This window comes from Ruminococcus sp. BSD2780120874_150323_B10, assembly GCF_015553695.1.
GTDB classification, from domain to species: Bacteria; Bacillota; Clostridia; order Oscillospirales; family Acutalibacteraceae; genus Ruminococcoides; species Ruminococcoides intestinale_A.
In genome coordinates this window covers 158,670-172,088 of the sequence record NZ_JADNHD010000003.1, presented here as the reverse complement: position 1 = coordinate 172,088, position 13,419 = coordinate 158,670, and the positions used below count along the sequence as shown (strand labels likewise).

Here is a 13,419-nt window from a genome sequence, read left to right as displayed (position 1 = left end):
GAGAAATTATGAAAAAGATAAACTTTTTCTTGATAAACAGAATAGCACTGATTTCTTCTATCCTTTTTGTATTCTTATTTCTGTACTCTGCTACTGTAAATGCATATACCGATACCTCTAAAAATTATGAGGTATCGGTGAGCAGAGCAGAAATACAATCGGAATATGGCATAGTGGGAGAAAACAGTATATTATTTGATAAAAACACTATTTCCCCAAAACTTGGTGATTTTAAATTCCCGGGAGCATATGCCAAAATTTATATTGAAGTTAAGAATGCAGGAAATTCTCCTGTAACCCTTGCAGATTTATATGTTGAACAACCTTCGCTTGATTATATTGAATTAATTATGCCGGAGTTTGAGAAAAACGAAATTCTTATGCCGAATGACAGCAGTGGCTTTTCAATTATAGTAAGATGGCGCAATGATTCAAGCTACAATACCGAAAATAAAGAAAACGGAAATTTCAGCTTTAAATTATTGTACACTTCTGAAAATGATAAGGATGTAATTAATAATACAAGTGTAAAAACAGGCTTTGAAAAGTTTGAAATTCTATGTTTAGCTGCAGTGATTTTAATTTCATTTGTTATTTATATCGCATCTTCAATATACAAAAATAAATTAAGGTAAATATTATGAATGATTTTTTAAAGTTTATAAAGATTAATGTTTTCCTAAAAGAAAAAAATTCCAGAAAAGATTGCGTTTTGTGGAGCTTTGTTTTTTCCGTACTTCAACTTAGTCTTTTGTATTCAGGCGGCTTTGTTTTAGGTTTTTGTAAAAATGATTACCTGAACACAGTTGATGCTTTAAAAAATTTTTTACTTACCTTTTGTGTAGTATTAATGGCCGAGCTTTTTAGAGCAATCGTAATTTTTGCTTTAAAAAAAGCTCGGTTTAACAAATATATAAATTGTGTAATTACTGCGATTGCTTTTGCTGTTTTCAATTTTGTGATTCTTTACTATAGTGGTGCTTATGGTGACAGTACAATAAATTTTGTAATGTATGATTTTCTTGCGTTGATAAATTCATTGTTACTGACAGCTTTATGTTATAAGAGCGGTGCGTTGGCATCATTTTTGTTTTCTTTTATTACTGAAGTTTTGATAATAATTATTCCTTTTAAACCCGTTATAAACGAAAAAATGGAATTATTTATAAAGATATTGCTTTGTATGATTTTTCTTATAACTCTTGATTGTGCATTTTCAAAAGAAAGTGTTGATAAAAAGCGAAATTATGTAAGCAGAAAATTACACAATGCATTTACAATGGCCGGAGTTGCGGCGTTGTGTTTTGTAATTGCTTTTATATGCGGATTTTTAAGTGTTTCCCCTGTATCTGTTGCTACAGGTAGTATGGATCCCGAAATAAAAATAGGCGATGTTGTAATTGTATCTAAAAACGATAAAGATATTTCAGTAGGAGATATAATTCAATTTAGGAGAAACGGTAAAACTGTAATTCACAGAATTATATCCGAGCAAAAGCAGACTGAAAATACAGTTTATATTACTAAGGGTGATGCAAACAATACAGCGGATGACGGATATGTAACAGAAGATGACATAGTAGGAAAAGTTATTTATTCAGTGCCGAAAATCGGTTATTTGACTTTATGGCTTCACTCGTAAAAACGGTTCTCGTTTAGAGAGCTGTTTTTTATTGTAATAAAAAAACAGCTATGCTATAATATTTGTAAATTACAGATTGAAATGAAATATTGATTAAAAAACGGAAAGACAGGTATTTAAAATGAAACTGTTAATTAAACAAAGAGTTTTTTCGTGGACGGATACTTACGATGTTTATGATGAGTATGACGAGCCGAAATATTTTGTAAAGGCTGAAATGTTCAGACTTACGCATCAGATTCATATATATGACAGAGAGCGAAATGAAATCGGTATGATTAAACAGCGATTTTTTACGCTTATGCCGACTTTTGATATAGAAATAAACGGACAGCCGTTTGGCAGTATTGAGAAAAAATTTACCTTTTTTAAACCGAAGTATAACCTCGACTACAACGGTTGGCGCTGTGAGGGCGATTTTATGTCTTGGAACTACAGCGTTTACGAGGCTTGCAGTATGGTTGCGCAGATTTCAAAAAAGCTGTTCCGTTGGGGAGATACTTATGTTATCGACTATGCAGACCCGAGAAACGAAATTTTGGTGCTTATGCTCGCAATTGCAATAGACGCCGCAAACTGTACGCAGAATAATAATTAAGTGAGGTATTGTATGAGCGATGGACCGAAGCTCGACAAAAATCTTGACGGCAAGACATTCAGAGAGTTTTATTATTTAAAGGAAGAACTTGTCGATTTTTGTCGCTGATACGGTTTACCGACATCGGGCGGAAAACTTGAAATAACACAGAGAATAGCACATTTTCTTGATACAGGCGAGGTTATCGCCGCAAAGAAAGTGCAGAAAAAGGCACAGATAATCGGCAACATTACAACTGACACGGAAATTGAGCCGAATTTTGTTTGCTCGGAAAAGCACAGAGCGTTTTTTAAGGAACATATCGGCAACGGATTTTCTTTTAATGCTGCATTTCAGAAATGGCTTAAAAGCAATACGGGCAAAACTTATGCCGATGCGATTACTGCGTATTATCGAATACTTGAAGAAAAGAAAAACGGTAAGACAAAAATTGACAAGCAGTTTGAATACAATACATATATAAGGGATTTCTTTGCCGATAATCGGGGCAAGAGCCTTGACGAGGCTATTAAGTGCCGGAAATATAAAAAGCAGTTGCCGGGACATAATCGTTATGAAAAAAGCGATCTTGATGTATTGGAAAAGGAGTAATTATATTTATGGAATTTAATGCTTATTGGGAGTTACTTTTAGAAATAAAAGAAAATTCAGATGTTGAGCAGTATTACGATGAGATGCTACGACCCCTTTTTAAAGATGTAATAAAGCATATAAATAATGTTAAAGTTGTACCTACATATGATACCCGTAATTATAGAAAAGAGAATAATAAGTATGATGTAATAACCGGTTCAAAAGAAAATTTTGTATGGGCTGATTATATATTTGTTCCGGCAAAATATACTCATATAAATCCTTTAAAGCCGTATGTGAAAGTTGAGTTTAAAAGACCTAATTTTATTATCGATAAAAATACTAAGAAAATACAGTATTGTTCAATTATTGATACTGCAAGAAATTTAGGTTTAAACAAATTTAAGAATGAAATAGAGGGAGAGTTAGAAGAAACTCCGTTGATTCTTACTGATGGAATAGAATGGTATTTTTTAAATTCAATAGAAGATTTATTAAAAAATAACAATGATAATATAATATCACTTTTAAAAAAGGAAAATATTATAAGAAAGGGCAGTAGTATTTTTTACGCAAAAATAATTGAAAATCCTAGTGAGAAATTTACTATGCTAAAAAACAACTTGGCATCATTTATAGAGAAAAACATAAAATAAAAATTATAATATAATACTGTTCCGTAGAAAAAGCAATTTTTGCTTTTTATTGAAGTTTTACCCTTACAGTAGTATAATAAAAATGTTAAGCTAAATTTTACAAGGAGAGGGCAGAGGGCAAAGCTTTCCTTTGCCGATTGTATAATGGAGAATTTGCACCTTGAGCCGTTGGGCAACGGCATTGAAATATATGTTACCAAAAGCTACAGATATTCGACAGACACTATTTTGCTTGCGAATTTTTCAAAGCCCGCAGGCAGTAAAAAATGTGCGGAACTTGGCACAGGATGCGGTACAATTCCGCTCTTGTGGTGCAGGGACAATAAAAACTTAAAAGTAGACGCTGTTGAAATTCAGGAAAATGCCTGTACGCTTGCTCAAAAAAGCGTTGAACACAACGGACTTTGCGATAACATTAACATTATAAACGCTGACTTATGCGACCTTAAAGGCAAGCTGAATTTTGGCTGTTATGATGTTGTTGTGTGCAATCCGCCATATAAAATCGGCGGAGGAGGAATCAAAAATCCGACTTCGGCAAGGCTGATTGCAAGACACGAAAGCGAATGTACGCTTGATGACATTTGCTCGGCGGCATCAAAGCTGCTGCAGTTTGGCGGCAGATTTTATATGTGTCAGCGCCCCGAAAGATTAGGCGATGTTATGGAGTCTATGAGAAAATTTGACATAGAGCCAAAGACCTTGCGACTTGTACAGCAGAGAGTGTCAAAAGCGCCGAAACTGTTTTTGCTTGAGGGCAGACGAGGCGGAAAACGGGGTTTTTTAAATGTATTGCCCACACTTTTTATAGAGGACGAAAGCGGTAATTTTTCAAAAGAAATGCTTGAAATTTACGGAAGCTACAAATCAGATCATTTAGAAAATACAGAGGACAACAAGCTATGAGCGGAATTTTATATGTTACGGGTACACCGATAGGCAACCTTTCCGACCTGTCGCCGAGAGCAGTGGAAACTCTTGAATCGGTAGATTTTATTGCGGCGGAAGACACAAGGGTTACGCTGAAACTTTTAAATCACTTTGGCATAAAAAAGCCGATGGTCAGCTATTTTGAGCACAATAAAAGAGAGCGTGGAGAGATTATCTGCGCAAGAATAGAGCAGGGCGAAAACTGCGCCATCGTTACAGATGCGGGTATGCCGTGTATTTCGGATCCGGGCGAAGATTTGGTAAAGCTCTGCGAAGAGCGTGGCATAAAGACGGTTGTAATTCCCGGCCCGAGTGCGGTTATTTCTGCGCTTGCCGTTTCGGGCCTTAGCACGGGAAGATTTACTTTTGAGGGCTTTTTGAGCGTAAATAAAAAGAGCAGATCAGATCATTTGAAAAGCCTTGCAAACGAGCACAGAACAATAATTTTTTACGAAGCTCCGCATAAATTGCCGCAGACTTTGCGTGATTTGTATGCGAGTTTTGGCGACAGGAAACTTACAATTGTGCGTGAGATTACAAAAATTCACGAGGAAGTTATCCGTACCACAACCAAAAATGCGGCGGAAAATCTAAGCGACGGCAGTGTTAAAGGTGAAATTGTGCTTGTGCTTGAGGGTGCGCCGCAGGTTGACGATACCGAAGAGCTTACACTTGAATATGCGGTTGAAACCGCTAAGAAGTTGATTGAAAACGGTGCAAGGGCAACAGATGCCGCAAAAGAGGCGGCGGCGCTGACAGGCTTTAAGAAGAACGAAATTTACAAGGAGCTGATCTGATGACATACGAACAGGCTATTGAAAAAATACATTCACTGCTGACATTCGGTTCTCGCCCCGGACTTGACCGAATGAGAATTTTTCTCGAAAAACTCGGCAATCCGCAGGATAAACTAAAGTATATTCACATTGCGGGTACCAACGGCAAAGGTTCGGTTTGTGCAATGCTTTCGGCTGTGCTTGTTGAGGCAGGTTACAAAACAGGTCTTTTTATCTCTCCGTATATAACGGATTTTCGAGAGAGAATACAGATTAATAACCGTATGATTTCAAAGGAAATGCTCACCGAGGCGGTGGAGAAAACATTTCCGATTATTGAGGAATTGCGTAATGACGGCGTTATTATTACAGAGTTTGAGTATGTAAACGCTTTGCAGTTTTATATTCACGCAAACGAGAAATGCGACATTGTTGTGCTTGAAACAGGTATGGGCGGACTTCTTGACTGTACAAATACAATTTTGCCGCCGCTTTGCTCGGTAATAACAACTATCGGACTTGACCATACGGCAATTCTCGGCAACACTATCGAAGAGATTGCGTGGCAAAAGTGCGGTATTATAAAAAACGGCTCGATTGCCGTTACTTCCAAGCAGGAAGAAAACGCAATGAGCGTGATTGAATGTACTTGTAAAAGCAGAAATGTTGAACTTTTCAAAAGTGAAAGTGCAAAAATAAAAGTGATTTCAGAAAGCCTTGAAAGCACTGTTTTTGAATATGACGGTACAGAGCTTGAATTGCATTTGATTGGCGAACATCAGTTGGAAAATGCAAAAACCGCATTGACCGCATTAAAAGCACTTTGCGACAGCGGTAAAATCATTGTAAGCAAAAATGCATTAAAGGCAGGTATGGCAAAGGCGGTAAACCCCGCAAGACTTGAACTTATGGGCAAAAATCCCGTAGTTTTGCTTGACGGAGCACATAATCCGAACGGAATTGAGGCGCTTAGCAAGGCGGTCAAAAAGTATCTGCCAAATCAAAAGCGGCTTTGCCTTATGGGTATGCTTGCCGATAAGGACAGTGCAAGCTCAATCAATCTGCTTGAAGGACTTTTTGAAGAAGTGTTTACGGTAACGGTCAACAATCCGAGAACTTTATCGGCCGAAGAACTTGCCGAAAAATGCAAACAGCATTTTCCGAAAGTTGAGGCATTCGATAATAACAAAAAGGCTCTCGAAACGGCGCTTGATAAGGCAAAAAATGAAAATATGCCGCTCGTTATCTGCGGTTCACTTTACCTTGCAGGCGAGCTAAGACCGTATTTATTGAAGAACGGTTAAAAAAACGCCCGACTTCGGCTTTCGCTGAAATCGGGCGTTCGTTTAGTTTTATACAAATTTATTAAGCTCTGCGTTGTAGGTATAATCTATGGCGGAGAGCTTTTTTACGATTTCATCTTTACTGATGTTTGCGTCTTCGCAAAGAGCATCAAGTGACGGATAGAAATCTCTTAACTTTGTGTTAATAAAACTTAATAAAATCATTGGGTCTGACGGTAAATTTAATTCTGACATAATGTCCTCCTGTTAATTGTTTTTATTTTTAAAGAATGAGCATATCCAATAGTAAAGCGGAATGGTGAGAAAAACTACCCAGCCGACTGTCCATCCGCCGAATATGTTAAAGTATCCCATAAGAATGTATGCCATTGCCGCAAGCACGGGAAAGGCAAAGTGGTCTGCCTTGCGTTTGTAAATTGCGTCAACAAGCGAATAGTAAAGCGGTATTGTCAGCAAAACTATCCAGCTAAGCGCCCAGCCAAAGCAAAAACCGCTGAATCCCCACCAAAGGAATACAACAAGCGCTATAGCGAAAAAGGGAAACGAATTCCAAAATTTTTTATGCTTTCCTCCTGCAAACATTTCGTCGGTCATATCGGCATCGTGCATTATATGACCGTCTTTATCGGTATAAACTCTCTGTTTTCCGTTTTCGTTTACAAACACTCCGTCCTTGCCTATATCAACCTTAGTGCCGTCTTTGTCTTGTACATGTATTCCGTCTGCAAAGCTGATGTGTACCTTGTCGCCGTTTTTCGCATCAACATGGATTCCGTTTTTAAAAGATACTTTATCCGCTTTTATATACTCTGTGCCCTCATCGCCTGTGTGGGGGTGTGTGTTGTCTGCGCTTTCCTCCGATACGGTTTCCTGCTCGGCTTCGGATTTTGAGGAATTGTTCGATTCTCCTTTTAAAAGTTCGTCAAGCGATACTCCGTAAATTTCGGCAAGCAATATTAGGTTATCCGTGTCGGGAGATGCCTCTGCCCGTTCCCATTTTGACACCGCCTGTCTGCTTACTCCTATTTTATTTGCAAGTTCTTCCTGACTTAAGTTGTGTTTCTTCCTGTATTGTAAAAGTCTGTTTGCAGTTTCTATGTCCATATTTCCTCCTTTGAGAGTTTGTGACGATCGTTCTGCCTCTCACTTTATCCAAATTATACACCGCAACCACTGTTTTTTGCAATACATTTTAGTTTTCATTTCCGCAACCGTCGGTTGCATAGAAAATTTTGCATGCAATATTGCGTTAATAATGTATATAATTGCTAATATGTCAATATTGTTAGCTTGACATAATTAATAATAAAATGTATAATAATATTGATAAACGATGATTGCTCGTTTTATTGGCGCTCACCGCCACAAAGGGCAGACTTAGTTATTGGTGCTCACCGCCATAAAGGGCAGACTTAGTTATTGGCGCTCACCGCCACAAAGGGCAGACTTAGCAATCAACAAAAAGGAAGAGGTTTTCCTCTTCCTTTTACTGATTTATGAGGTGTTTTATGTCAGAACTTAGTACTCCTTATTTTTATTATGTAGAAGATGAATATATAAATTTTCTCAAGAAAAAAGAAATTGAAAAAAGAAATTTTACCAGAGTGCCTAATGTACATTATTGGAATACTAAAAAATTTGTTTTTGGCGCTGTGCTGGAAATAAATAATATGTTATATTTTGCGCCGGTTACATCATATGCAAAATCGCAAGAAGATTTAATCCTTTTACGAGATAAAAAAGATAATAAAATTCTTGGATCAATACGCTTTAATTATATGATTCCCGTACCAAAACAATGTTTGCATAAACTTGAGATTAAATCATTGCCCACTGAAAAAAGCAGAGTTCATACAAGTAAAGAATTATCGTTTTGTAGGAGAAAGAGAGATAATATATATAAAACTGCATTAAAAACATATAAGAGAGTAACGGAAAAGAAAAATGAAGAACTTGTTGCAAATAGTTGTGATTTTAATTTACTTGAACAGGCATATCAAGAATATTGCAATAATAAAATCAATACATAAACATAAAAGTTTTACAAACAACAAATGACAGCTATCAATAAATAATAGCTGTCATTTTTATTTTAAATCAACCTATATAAGTAAGGTCTTCGGTGTTGAGTTCGCTTGTACGCATTGCAGGTTTGCAAAGCGGAATTTGTTTGCCTTTCTTAATAAAGAGAGGTACTTCGTTAAGTGCAACTTCAATGAAGTGTACGCCCTTTTCCATAGGCTTGGTTTCTACATTTTTACCGCTTAGTTTAACAAAAGTCATATCTTCAGGGAGATATACATATCTGCCGCTTACATTCTGCTCATAAACAGGGCAAATCATACATTCGTTACCGAGCATAACCTGAGTTTCACACTCTCTTGCCATTTTATCGTCGGGATAATCAAAAGCAAGCGGGCGGAAAATCATATCGTTGTTTTCGCTTGCCTTTTTAAATGTATCGTAAAGATAAGGGATAAGTCTGTAGCGAACGGTTACAACATCTCTGAAATCTTCGGAGTTTTCAAAGTTGTAACATTCCTGGTTTACTGTACCGAGAGCGGAGTGGTTACGCATAAGAGGGGTAAATACTCCGAGAGCAAGGAAACGAAGAACAAGGTCACGGGTTGCGTTTTCGTTAAATCCGCCGAGGTCGGCGCCGCAGTAGAGGAAACCGCACATATTTGCGGACGGGAGCATTTTAAGGTTAAGAAGAATGTGTGACCACCATGAATGGTTGTCGCCAAACCAGATACCGCTTGAACGGTGTGCACCGATGTAAGAGGCTCTTGAGAACATAAGAATTTTGCCGTCGCCGAATTTCTTTGCAAAGTGTTCTCCTGCGGCTCTTGTCATATTTGCGCCGTAAATGTTATGAACTCTGTCGTGGCAAACAGGCTTGCCGTCAATCATATGATAGATGCTTGAGTAATCCTCGGGGCTGTTGGAAAGTCCGAGGAAAGTATCTTTGAGGTTAAAGAATTTTGAAAGGTCGAGGTTTTCGCCCTCAAGTGATTTTGCCTTATTAAGCGCTTTTTCAAGTCCTTTTGTTGAATAGAAAATAGCCGGCTCGTTCATATCGTTCCAGAAACCGTCAATGCCTGCGTCTGTAAGTCTGTCGTATTTTGCGCCGAACCAGTCACGAACTTCTTTCTGCATAAAGTCAGGGAAACCTACAATACCCGGCCATACGCCGCCTTCAAAAATCTCGCCGTCCTCGGTTTTGCAGAAGTAATCGTTTTCAACGCCTTCTTCGTAAACATCGTAGCCTGCTTCTTTTTTTACACCTGCGTCAATGATAGGGATAAGGTGAATACCTTGCTCTTTCTTTTCTTTTACATATTCTGCAAAATTCGGGAATTTGTCTTCGTCAACTGTGAAGTCCTTGTAGTCTTTCATATAGTCAATGTCAAGATATACGCAGTCGAGCGGAATCTTTGCATCATCATAACCTTTGATTACGCCGTCAACGGCAGCTTTGTCGGGATAACTCCAACGGCTCTGCTGATAACCGAATGCCCAGAACGGCGGAATGTAACTCTGACCGATTGCACTGCGGAACTCTTTTACAATGTCAATCGGCTTATTGCTCTCGTTTTCGATAATGTAGATGTCAAAATCTGTACCGTCAACAGTGATTTCTGTGCGGCTTGGTTTTGTGTAACCGATGTCCCAACGGATTTTTGCGGGGAAATCAATAAAAATACCGAAAGTCTTGCTGCCGTTTAACATAAGAAAGTTGTGTGCGGCGTAGAGTGAACTTTTTGTTTCTGTGTGGAATGGGTCATCGCTGCAAAAGCTCTCATATACCCAGCCACGCTTGTTAATTCCTCTCGGAGCTTCGCCAAGTCCGAAAACTATGTCGCTGTCCTGCATATCAAAGCTAAAAATGAATTTGCCGTCAATGATTTTGTAATCAACGGGGAATTTATTTATGTCGATTCCGGCAAAATCTTTTACAACAGCGTCTGTACGGATAGGGGTGCCGCTTGTGTACTTTGTAATCATTTAATATCGCTCCTTTGTAATGAAATTATTACCTCGGTATGACCGTCTGTGCCAAGGATTTGATACATTTTCATTATATAGGCAGAATTGTAAAAAATCAATCTAAATATTAAATATTCACCAAAATATTAAAGAAAAAGCAAAAAAAGAGCCATACCTAACAGTATGACTCCTAAAATTTCAGTAATTTTTAATTAGCAGAAGAATACATCCATTGAACTTTCTTCGCCGTCGGCAACAAAGTAAGCTTTGTTTTCGTCAGGCTTGAGGTAAATTGAAATTTCCTTTACATCTTTACCGTATGTAGCTTTAACATTATTAATAATGTCTTCTACCGAGTTCTGCTTGTTGTTAAACTCAACAATAAAGTTTACCTTTGTTTCAGTTTTAACTTCTGCAGGAGCTTCAGCCTTTGTCTTAGCAGCCTTTGCTGCGGCAGCTACGGCAGCAGGTTTCTTTGGAGCAACCTTTTTAGGTGCGGTTTTCTTTACAGGAGCTTCCTTTACGGGAGCAGTTTCTTTTACAGCAGTTGCAGTAGCCTTTGTTTCTACCTTTGCATCCTTGGCAGCTGCCGATTTTGTAGCAGTTCTTCTTGTTGCCATTGTAAAATCCCTCTTTCTTAAAATATAAATAAATACATAAAATCACTGTGAAATAACAATAAAAACAACTATTTTTATTTATATATATTATACAATTCAAAGTACAAAAAGTCAATAAAAGCAAATAATTTCAGCGGATAATACATATTTGTAAAATTATTTGCTTTTCATTGGTTAGTTTGCACCATATGCTCGACATAATTTTGTACAAAATGATATTTTTCTATGATATTAATTTTTTATATACCTCCAAAATTCAGCTGTATTACTGCGTAAGCATTGAAAAAATGAGTTATTGTGCTATACTTAAATGTGTTTTATTTTTAGGGGGAAAAGGAAATGTTAGAAAACTTTATTGTAGTTGCACAACAGGTACTTGTGCTGTTTATTTTGATTTCGTTGGGCTTTGTTTGCGGTAAGAAAAAAATCATTACCGATGTATCCGCAAAGCATATAAACAACCTTGTTTTGTATTTTGTTACACCGTGCGTTATGGTGTCTGCTTTTCAGCGTGATTTTACACCTGAACTTTTGGGCGGACTCGGAATTATGACGATTTGCGCAACAGCCGTTATGGCTGCAACCATACTTTTGGTAAGCCTTATTTTTAAGGGTAAGGACAGCAAAAAAAGAGTGTTGAGATTTGCAACAGTTTTTTCAAACTGTGCGTTTATGTCGTTCCCGTTGCAGGAGGCTGTGCTCGGTGATGACGGTTTGTTTTACGGCGCAGTGTTTGTAGCTGTGTTCAACATTCTTGTATGGACATACGGACTTGTATGTATGAGCGGAGATATTAAAGAAATTTCTGCCAAAAAGCTGATTACCAACCCGGGTATTATCGGTGTTGTAATTGCGATAATTATTTTTGCGCTTAACATAAAGCTTCCGTATATGGTAGGTCAGCCTGTTGAATATATGGCGGCTTTAAATACACCGTTGCCGATGATGATTATAGGTTACTACCTTTCCGAGGCAGACCTTAAAAAAGCATTTTCAAATGTATCTGTTTATGTTGCAATGGGTTTAAGACTTGTTTTGGTACCTGTCATAACCGCAATTGTGCTTTATCTGTGCAAGGTGGAAACAACTCTTGCGGTTGCCTGTGTAATCGCATCTGCCGCACCGACTGCCGCTACAACTACAATGTTTGCGGTAAAATACAATAAAGATACCGAACTTTCGGTAAGTATTGTGGCGGTTACTACAGTATTTTCAATCATAACTATGCCGCTTGTAATTGCGTTTGCGCAAACACTGACAGCATAAACGGAGGATATTATGCCAAAATCATCGGGACAAAAGCTTAAGCTTTTATATCTGCGTGACATTCTTCTAAAGAGAACCGACGATAACCACGGAATGACTGCGACTGAAATTATTGACGCATTAAGTGAATTTAATATAAAGTCCGAGCGAAAAAGTCTTTACGATGATATCAGCTCTCTCCAAATGTACGGACTTGACATTGAAAAAATCAAATCAAATACCACAAGGTATTATGTCGCTTCAAGAGATTTTGAGCTTGCGGAGCTTAAACTGCTTGTCGATGCAATTCAAAGTTCAAAATTTATTACACGCAAAAAAAGTATGGAGCTTATCGGAAAAATTGAGGGACTTGTAAGTAACTTTCAGGGAAAAGAACTTAAGCGTGATGTCTTTATTACAAACAGGGTAAAAGGTCTTAACGAAAAAATATATTATGTTGTCGATACACTGCAAACTGCGATTTCCAATGACCGAAAGGTCAGCTTTTTGTATATGAAGTGGGATATAGGGCAGGGTGCAAATATTGTAAAAACCGCAAGGCGTGACGGCAAGAGATATGTAATTTCACCGATTTGGCTTTGCTGGGACGACGAAAATTATTATATGATAGGTTACGACAGCGAGGCGGATAAGATAAAGAATTACCGAGTAGATAAGATTGAAAGCGTTGAAGTACTTGAAGACAAGCGTGAACCTAATGACGAAATACAGAAATTTGACGGCGCCGAATATACAAGAAAGATTTTCTCGATGTACGGCGGAGAGGAATTTGAAGTTACAATGCTTGTTAATAACGAACTTGTAGGCGTAATTGCAGACAGGTTTGGTGACGATATTTTTATTGTAAAAGAAAACGATAATCAGTTCAGATTCAGTGCAAAAATTTCAATAAGCAGTCAGTTTTATGCCTGGGTATTCGGACTGGGCGGAGGTGTTAAAATCTTGTCACCGCAAAGGGTGGTAGACGGATTTAAAGAACATCTTAATTCTGTAAATAATAATTATTCGGCAGATAATAATGACAACTGACAATGTCTGATTTTTAAGCTCTTTATATACAAAAT

15 protein-coding genes and 1 pseudogene are annotated in these 13,419 nt (G+C 37.6%); 12 read left to right on the top strand and 4 right to left on the bottom strand.

Annotation, left to right across the window (positions count from 1 at the left end):
• The first annotated feature begins 8 nt into the window (after positions 1–8).
• From I2E21_RS03450 to I2E21_RS03415, 9 genes and pseudogenes are all read left to right on the top strand, one after another.
• Positions 9–635: a hypothetical protein gene (locus I2E21_RS03450; protein ID WP_195410424.1), complete on the top strand. Its 627-nt coding sequence runs from the start codon at positions 9–11 to the stop codon at positions 633–635.
• 548 nt (positions 636–1,183) lie between these two features.
• The gene (locus I2E21_RS03445; RefSeq protein ID WP_195410423.1) at positions 1,184–1,642 is read left to right on the top strand and encodes a signal peptidase I; all 459 of its coding nucleotides are present in this window, start codon (positions 1,184–1,186) and stop codon (positions 1,640–1,642) included.
• 121 nt (positions 1,643–1,763) lie between these two features.
• On the top strand, positions 1,764–2,240 hold the full coding sequence (locus I2E21_RS03440) for a hypothetical protein (RefSeq protein WP_022233816.1): 477 nt from the start codon (positions 1,764–1,766) through the stop codon (positions 2,238–2,240).
• A 12-nt stretch (positions 2,241–2,252) separates the two neighbouring features.
• Positions 2,253–2,426: pseudogene (locus tag I2E21_RS12530) on the top strand (SAP domain-containing protein); the annotation flags it as partial.
• 12 nt (positions 2,427–2,438) lie between these two features.
• Positions 2,439–2,831, top strand: coding sequence for a DUF6434 domain-containing protein (locus I2E21_RS03435; protein WP_347708275.1), 393 nt, complete (start codon positions 2,439–2,441; stop codon positions 2,829–2,831).
• An 8-nt stretch (positions 2,832–2,839) separates the two neighbouring features.
• Positions 2,840–3,469: a hypothetical protein gene (locus I2E21_RS03430; RefSeq protein WP_195410422.1), complete on the top strand. Its 630-nt coding sequence runs from the start codon at positions 2,840–2,842 to the stop codon at positions 3,467–3,469.
• A 144-nt stretch (positions 3,470–3,613) separates the two neighbouring features.
• Positions 3,614–4,375, top strand: coding sequence for a tRNA1(Val) (adenine(37)-N6)-methyltransferase (locus tag I2E21_RS03425; RefSeq protein ID WP_195410421.1), 762 nt, complete (start codon positions 3,614–3,616; stop codon positions 4,373–4,375).
• Positions 4,372–5,196 carry a 16S rRNA (cytidine(1402)-2'-O)-methyltransferase gene (rsmI, locus tag I2E21_RS03420; RefSeq protein WP_195410420.1) on the top strand — a complete coding sequence of 275 codons (825 nt, stop codon included), beginning with the start codon at positions 4,372–4,374 and terminating at the stop codon, positions 5,194–5,196. Before I2E21_RS03425 ends, rsmI begins: the two co-directional genes overlap by 4 nt.
• Positions 5,196–6,479, top strand: a complete 1,284-nt coding sequence (locus I2E21_RS03415; protein WP_022233821.1) for a folylpolyglutamate synthase/dihydrofolate synthase family protein — start codon at positions 5,196–5,198, stop codon at positions 6,477–6,479. Before rsmI ends, I2E21_RS03415 begins: the two co-directional genes overlap by 1 nt.
• 48 nt (positions 6,480–6,527) lie before the next feature.
• On the opposite strand, the gene I2E21_RS03410 is transcribed toward I2E21_RS03415, so the two are convergent.
• Together I2E21_RS03410 and I2E21_RS03405 are read right to left on the bottom strand one after the other, a co-directional pair.
• Positions 6,528–6,713 carry a DUF4250 family protein gene (locus I2E21_RS03410; RefSeq protein WP_022233822.1) on the bottom strand — a complete coding sequence of 62 codons (186 nt, stop codon included), beginning with the start codon at positions 6,711–6,713 and terminating at the stop codon, positions 6,528–6,530.
• Between the two features lie 12 nt (positions 6,714–6,725).
• Complete coding sequence (locus I2E21_RS03405; protein ID WP_022233823.1) at positions 6,726–7,583, bottom strand: helix-turn-helix transcriptional regulator; 858 nt, start codon at positions 7,581–7,583, stop codon at positions 6,726–6,728.
• A 404-nt stretch (positions 7,584–7,987) separates the two neighbouring features.
• On the opposite strand from I2E21_RS03405, the gene I2E21_RS03400 reads away from it, so the two are divergent.
• On the top strand, positions 7,988–8,509 hold the full coding sequence (locus I2E21_RS03400; RefSeq protein WP_195410419.1) for a type III toxin-antitoxin system ToxN/AbiQ family toxin: 522 nt from the start codon (positions 7,988–7,990) through the stop codon (positions 8,507–8,509).
• Positions 8,510–8,576: 67 nt separating this feature from the next.
• Here the strand turns inward: I2E21_RS03400 and I2E21_RS03395 are convergent, their stop codons facing one another.
• Together I2E21_RS03395 and I2E21_RS03390 are read right to left on the bottom strand one after the other, a co-directional pair.
• Positions 8,577–10,487 (bottom strand): TIM-barrel domain-containing protein, encoded by a 1,911-nt coding sequence (locus I2E21_RS03395; RefSeq protein ID WP_195410418.1) that lies wholly within the window; start codon positions 10,485–10,487, stop codon positions 8,577–8,579.
• 194 nt (positions 10,488–10,681) lie between these two features.
• Entirely contained in the window at positions 10,682–11,089 is a 408-nt protein-coding gene (locus I2E21_RS03390) for a DUF6465 family protein (protein ID WP_022234566.1), read from the bottom strand.
• Between the two features lie 339 nt (positions 11,090–11,428).
• Here I2E21_RS03390 and I2E21_RS03385 point away from each other — a divergent pair, with 339 nt between their 5' ends.
• Together I2E21_RS03385 and I2E21_RS03380 are read left to right on the top strand one after the other, a co-directional pair.
• A complete protein-coding gene (locus tag I2E21_RS03385) occupies positions 11,429–12,355 on the top strand; it encodes an AEC family transporter (RefSeq protein ID WP_022234565.1) in 927 nt (308 codons plus the stop codon).
• 12 nt (positions 12,356–12,367) lie between these two features.
• Entirely contained in the window at positions 12,368–13,384 is a 1,017-nt protein-coding gene (locus I2E21_RS03380; protein ID WP_195410417.1) for a WYL domain-containing protein, read from the top strand.
• Positions 13,385–13,419: the final 35 nt, after the last annotated feature.

Coding starts and splice junctions, on each gene's coding strand:
- I2E21_RS03450 (WP_195410424.1), top strand. CDS start 9: ATGAAAAAGATAAACTTTTTCTTGATAAACAGAATAGCACTGATTTCT.
- I2E21_RS03445 (WP_195410423.1), top strand. CDS start 1,184: ATGATTTTTCTTATAACTCTTGATTGTGCATTTTCAAAAGAAAGTGTT.
- I2E21_RS03440 (WP_022233816.1), top strand. CDS start 1,764: ATGAAACTGTTAATTAAACAAAGAGTTTTTTCGTGGACGGATACTTAC.
- I2E21_RS03430 (WP_195410422.1), top strand. CDS start 2,840: ATGGAATTTAATGCTTATTGGGAGTTACTTTTAGAAATAAAAGAAAAT.
- I2E21_RS03425 (WP_195410421.1), top strand. CDS start 3,614: ATGGAGAATTTGCACCTTGAGCCGTTGGGCAACGGCATTGAAATATAT.
- rsmI (WP_195410420.1), top strand. CDS start 4,372: ATGAGCGGAATTTTATATGTTACGGGTACACCGATAGGCAACCTTTCC.
- I2E21_RS03415 (WP_022233821.1), top strand. CDS start 5,196: ATGACATACGAACAGGCTATTGAAAAAATACATTCACTGCTGACATTC.
- I2E21_RS03410 (WP_022233822.1), bottom strand. CDS start 6,713: ATGTCAGAATTAAATTTACCGTCAGACCCAATGATTTTATTAAGTTTT.
- I2E21_RS03405 (WP_022233823.1), bottom strand. CDS start 7,583: ATGGACATAGAAACTGCAAACAGACTTTTACAATACAGGAAGAAACAC.
- I2E21_RS03400 (WP_195410419.1), top strand. CDS start 7,988: ATGTCAGAACTTAGTACTCCTTATTTTTATTATGTAGAAGATGAATAT.
- I2E21_RS03395 (WP_195410418.1), bottom strand. CDS start 10,487: ATGATTACAAAGTACACAAGCGGCACCCCTATCCGTACAGACGCTGTT.
- I2E21_RS03390 (WP_022234566.1), bottom strand. CDS start 11,089: ATGGCAACAAGAAGAACTGCTACAAAATCGGCAGCTGCCAAGGATGCA.
- I2E21_RS03385 (WP_022234565.1), top strand. CDS start 11,429: ATGTTAGAAAACTTTATTGTAGTTGCACAACAGGTACTTGTGCTGTTT.
- I2E21_RS03380 (WP_195410417.1), top strand. CDS start 12,368: ATGCCAAAATCATCGGGACAAAAGCTTAAGCTTTTATATCTGCGTGAC.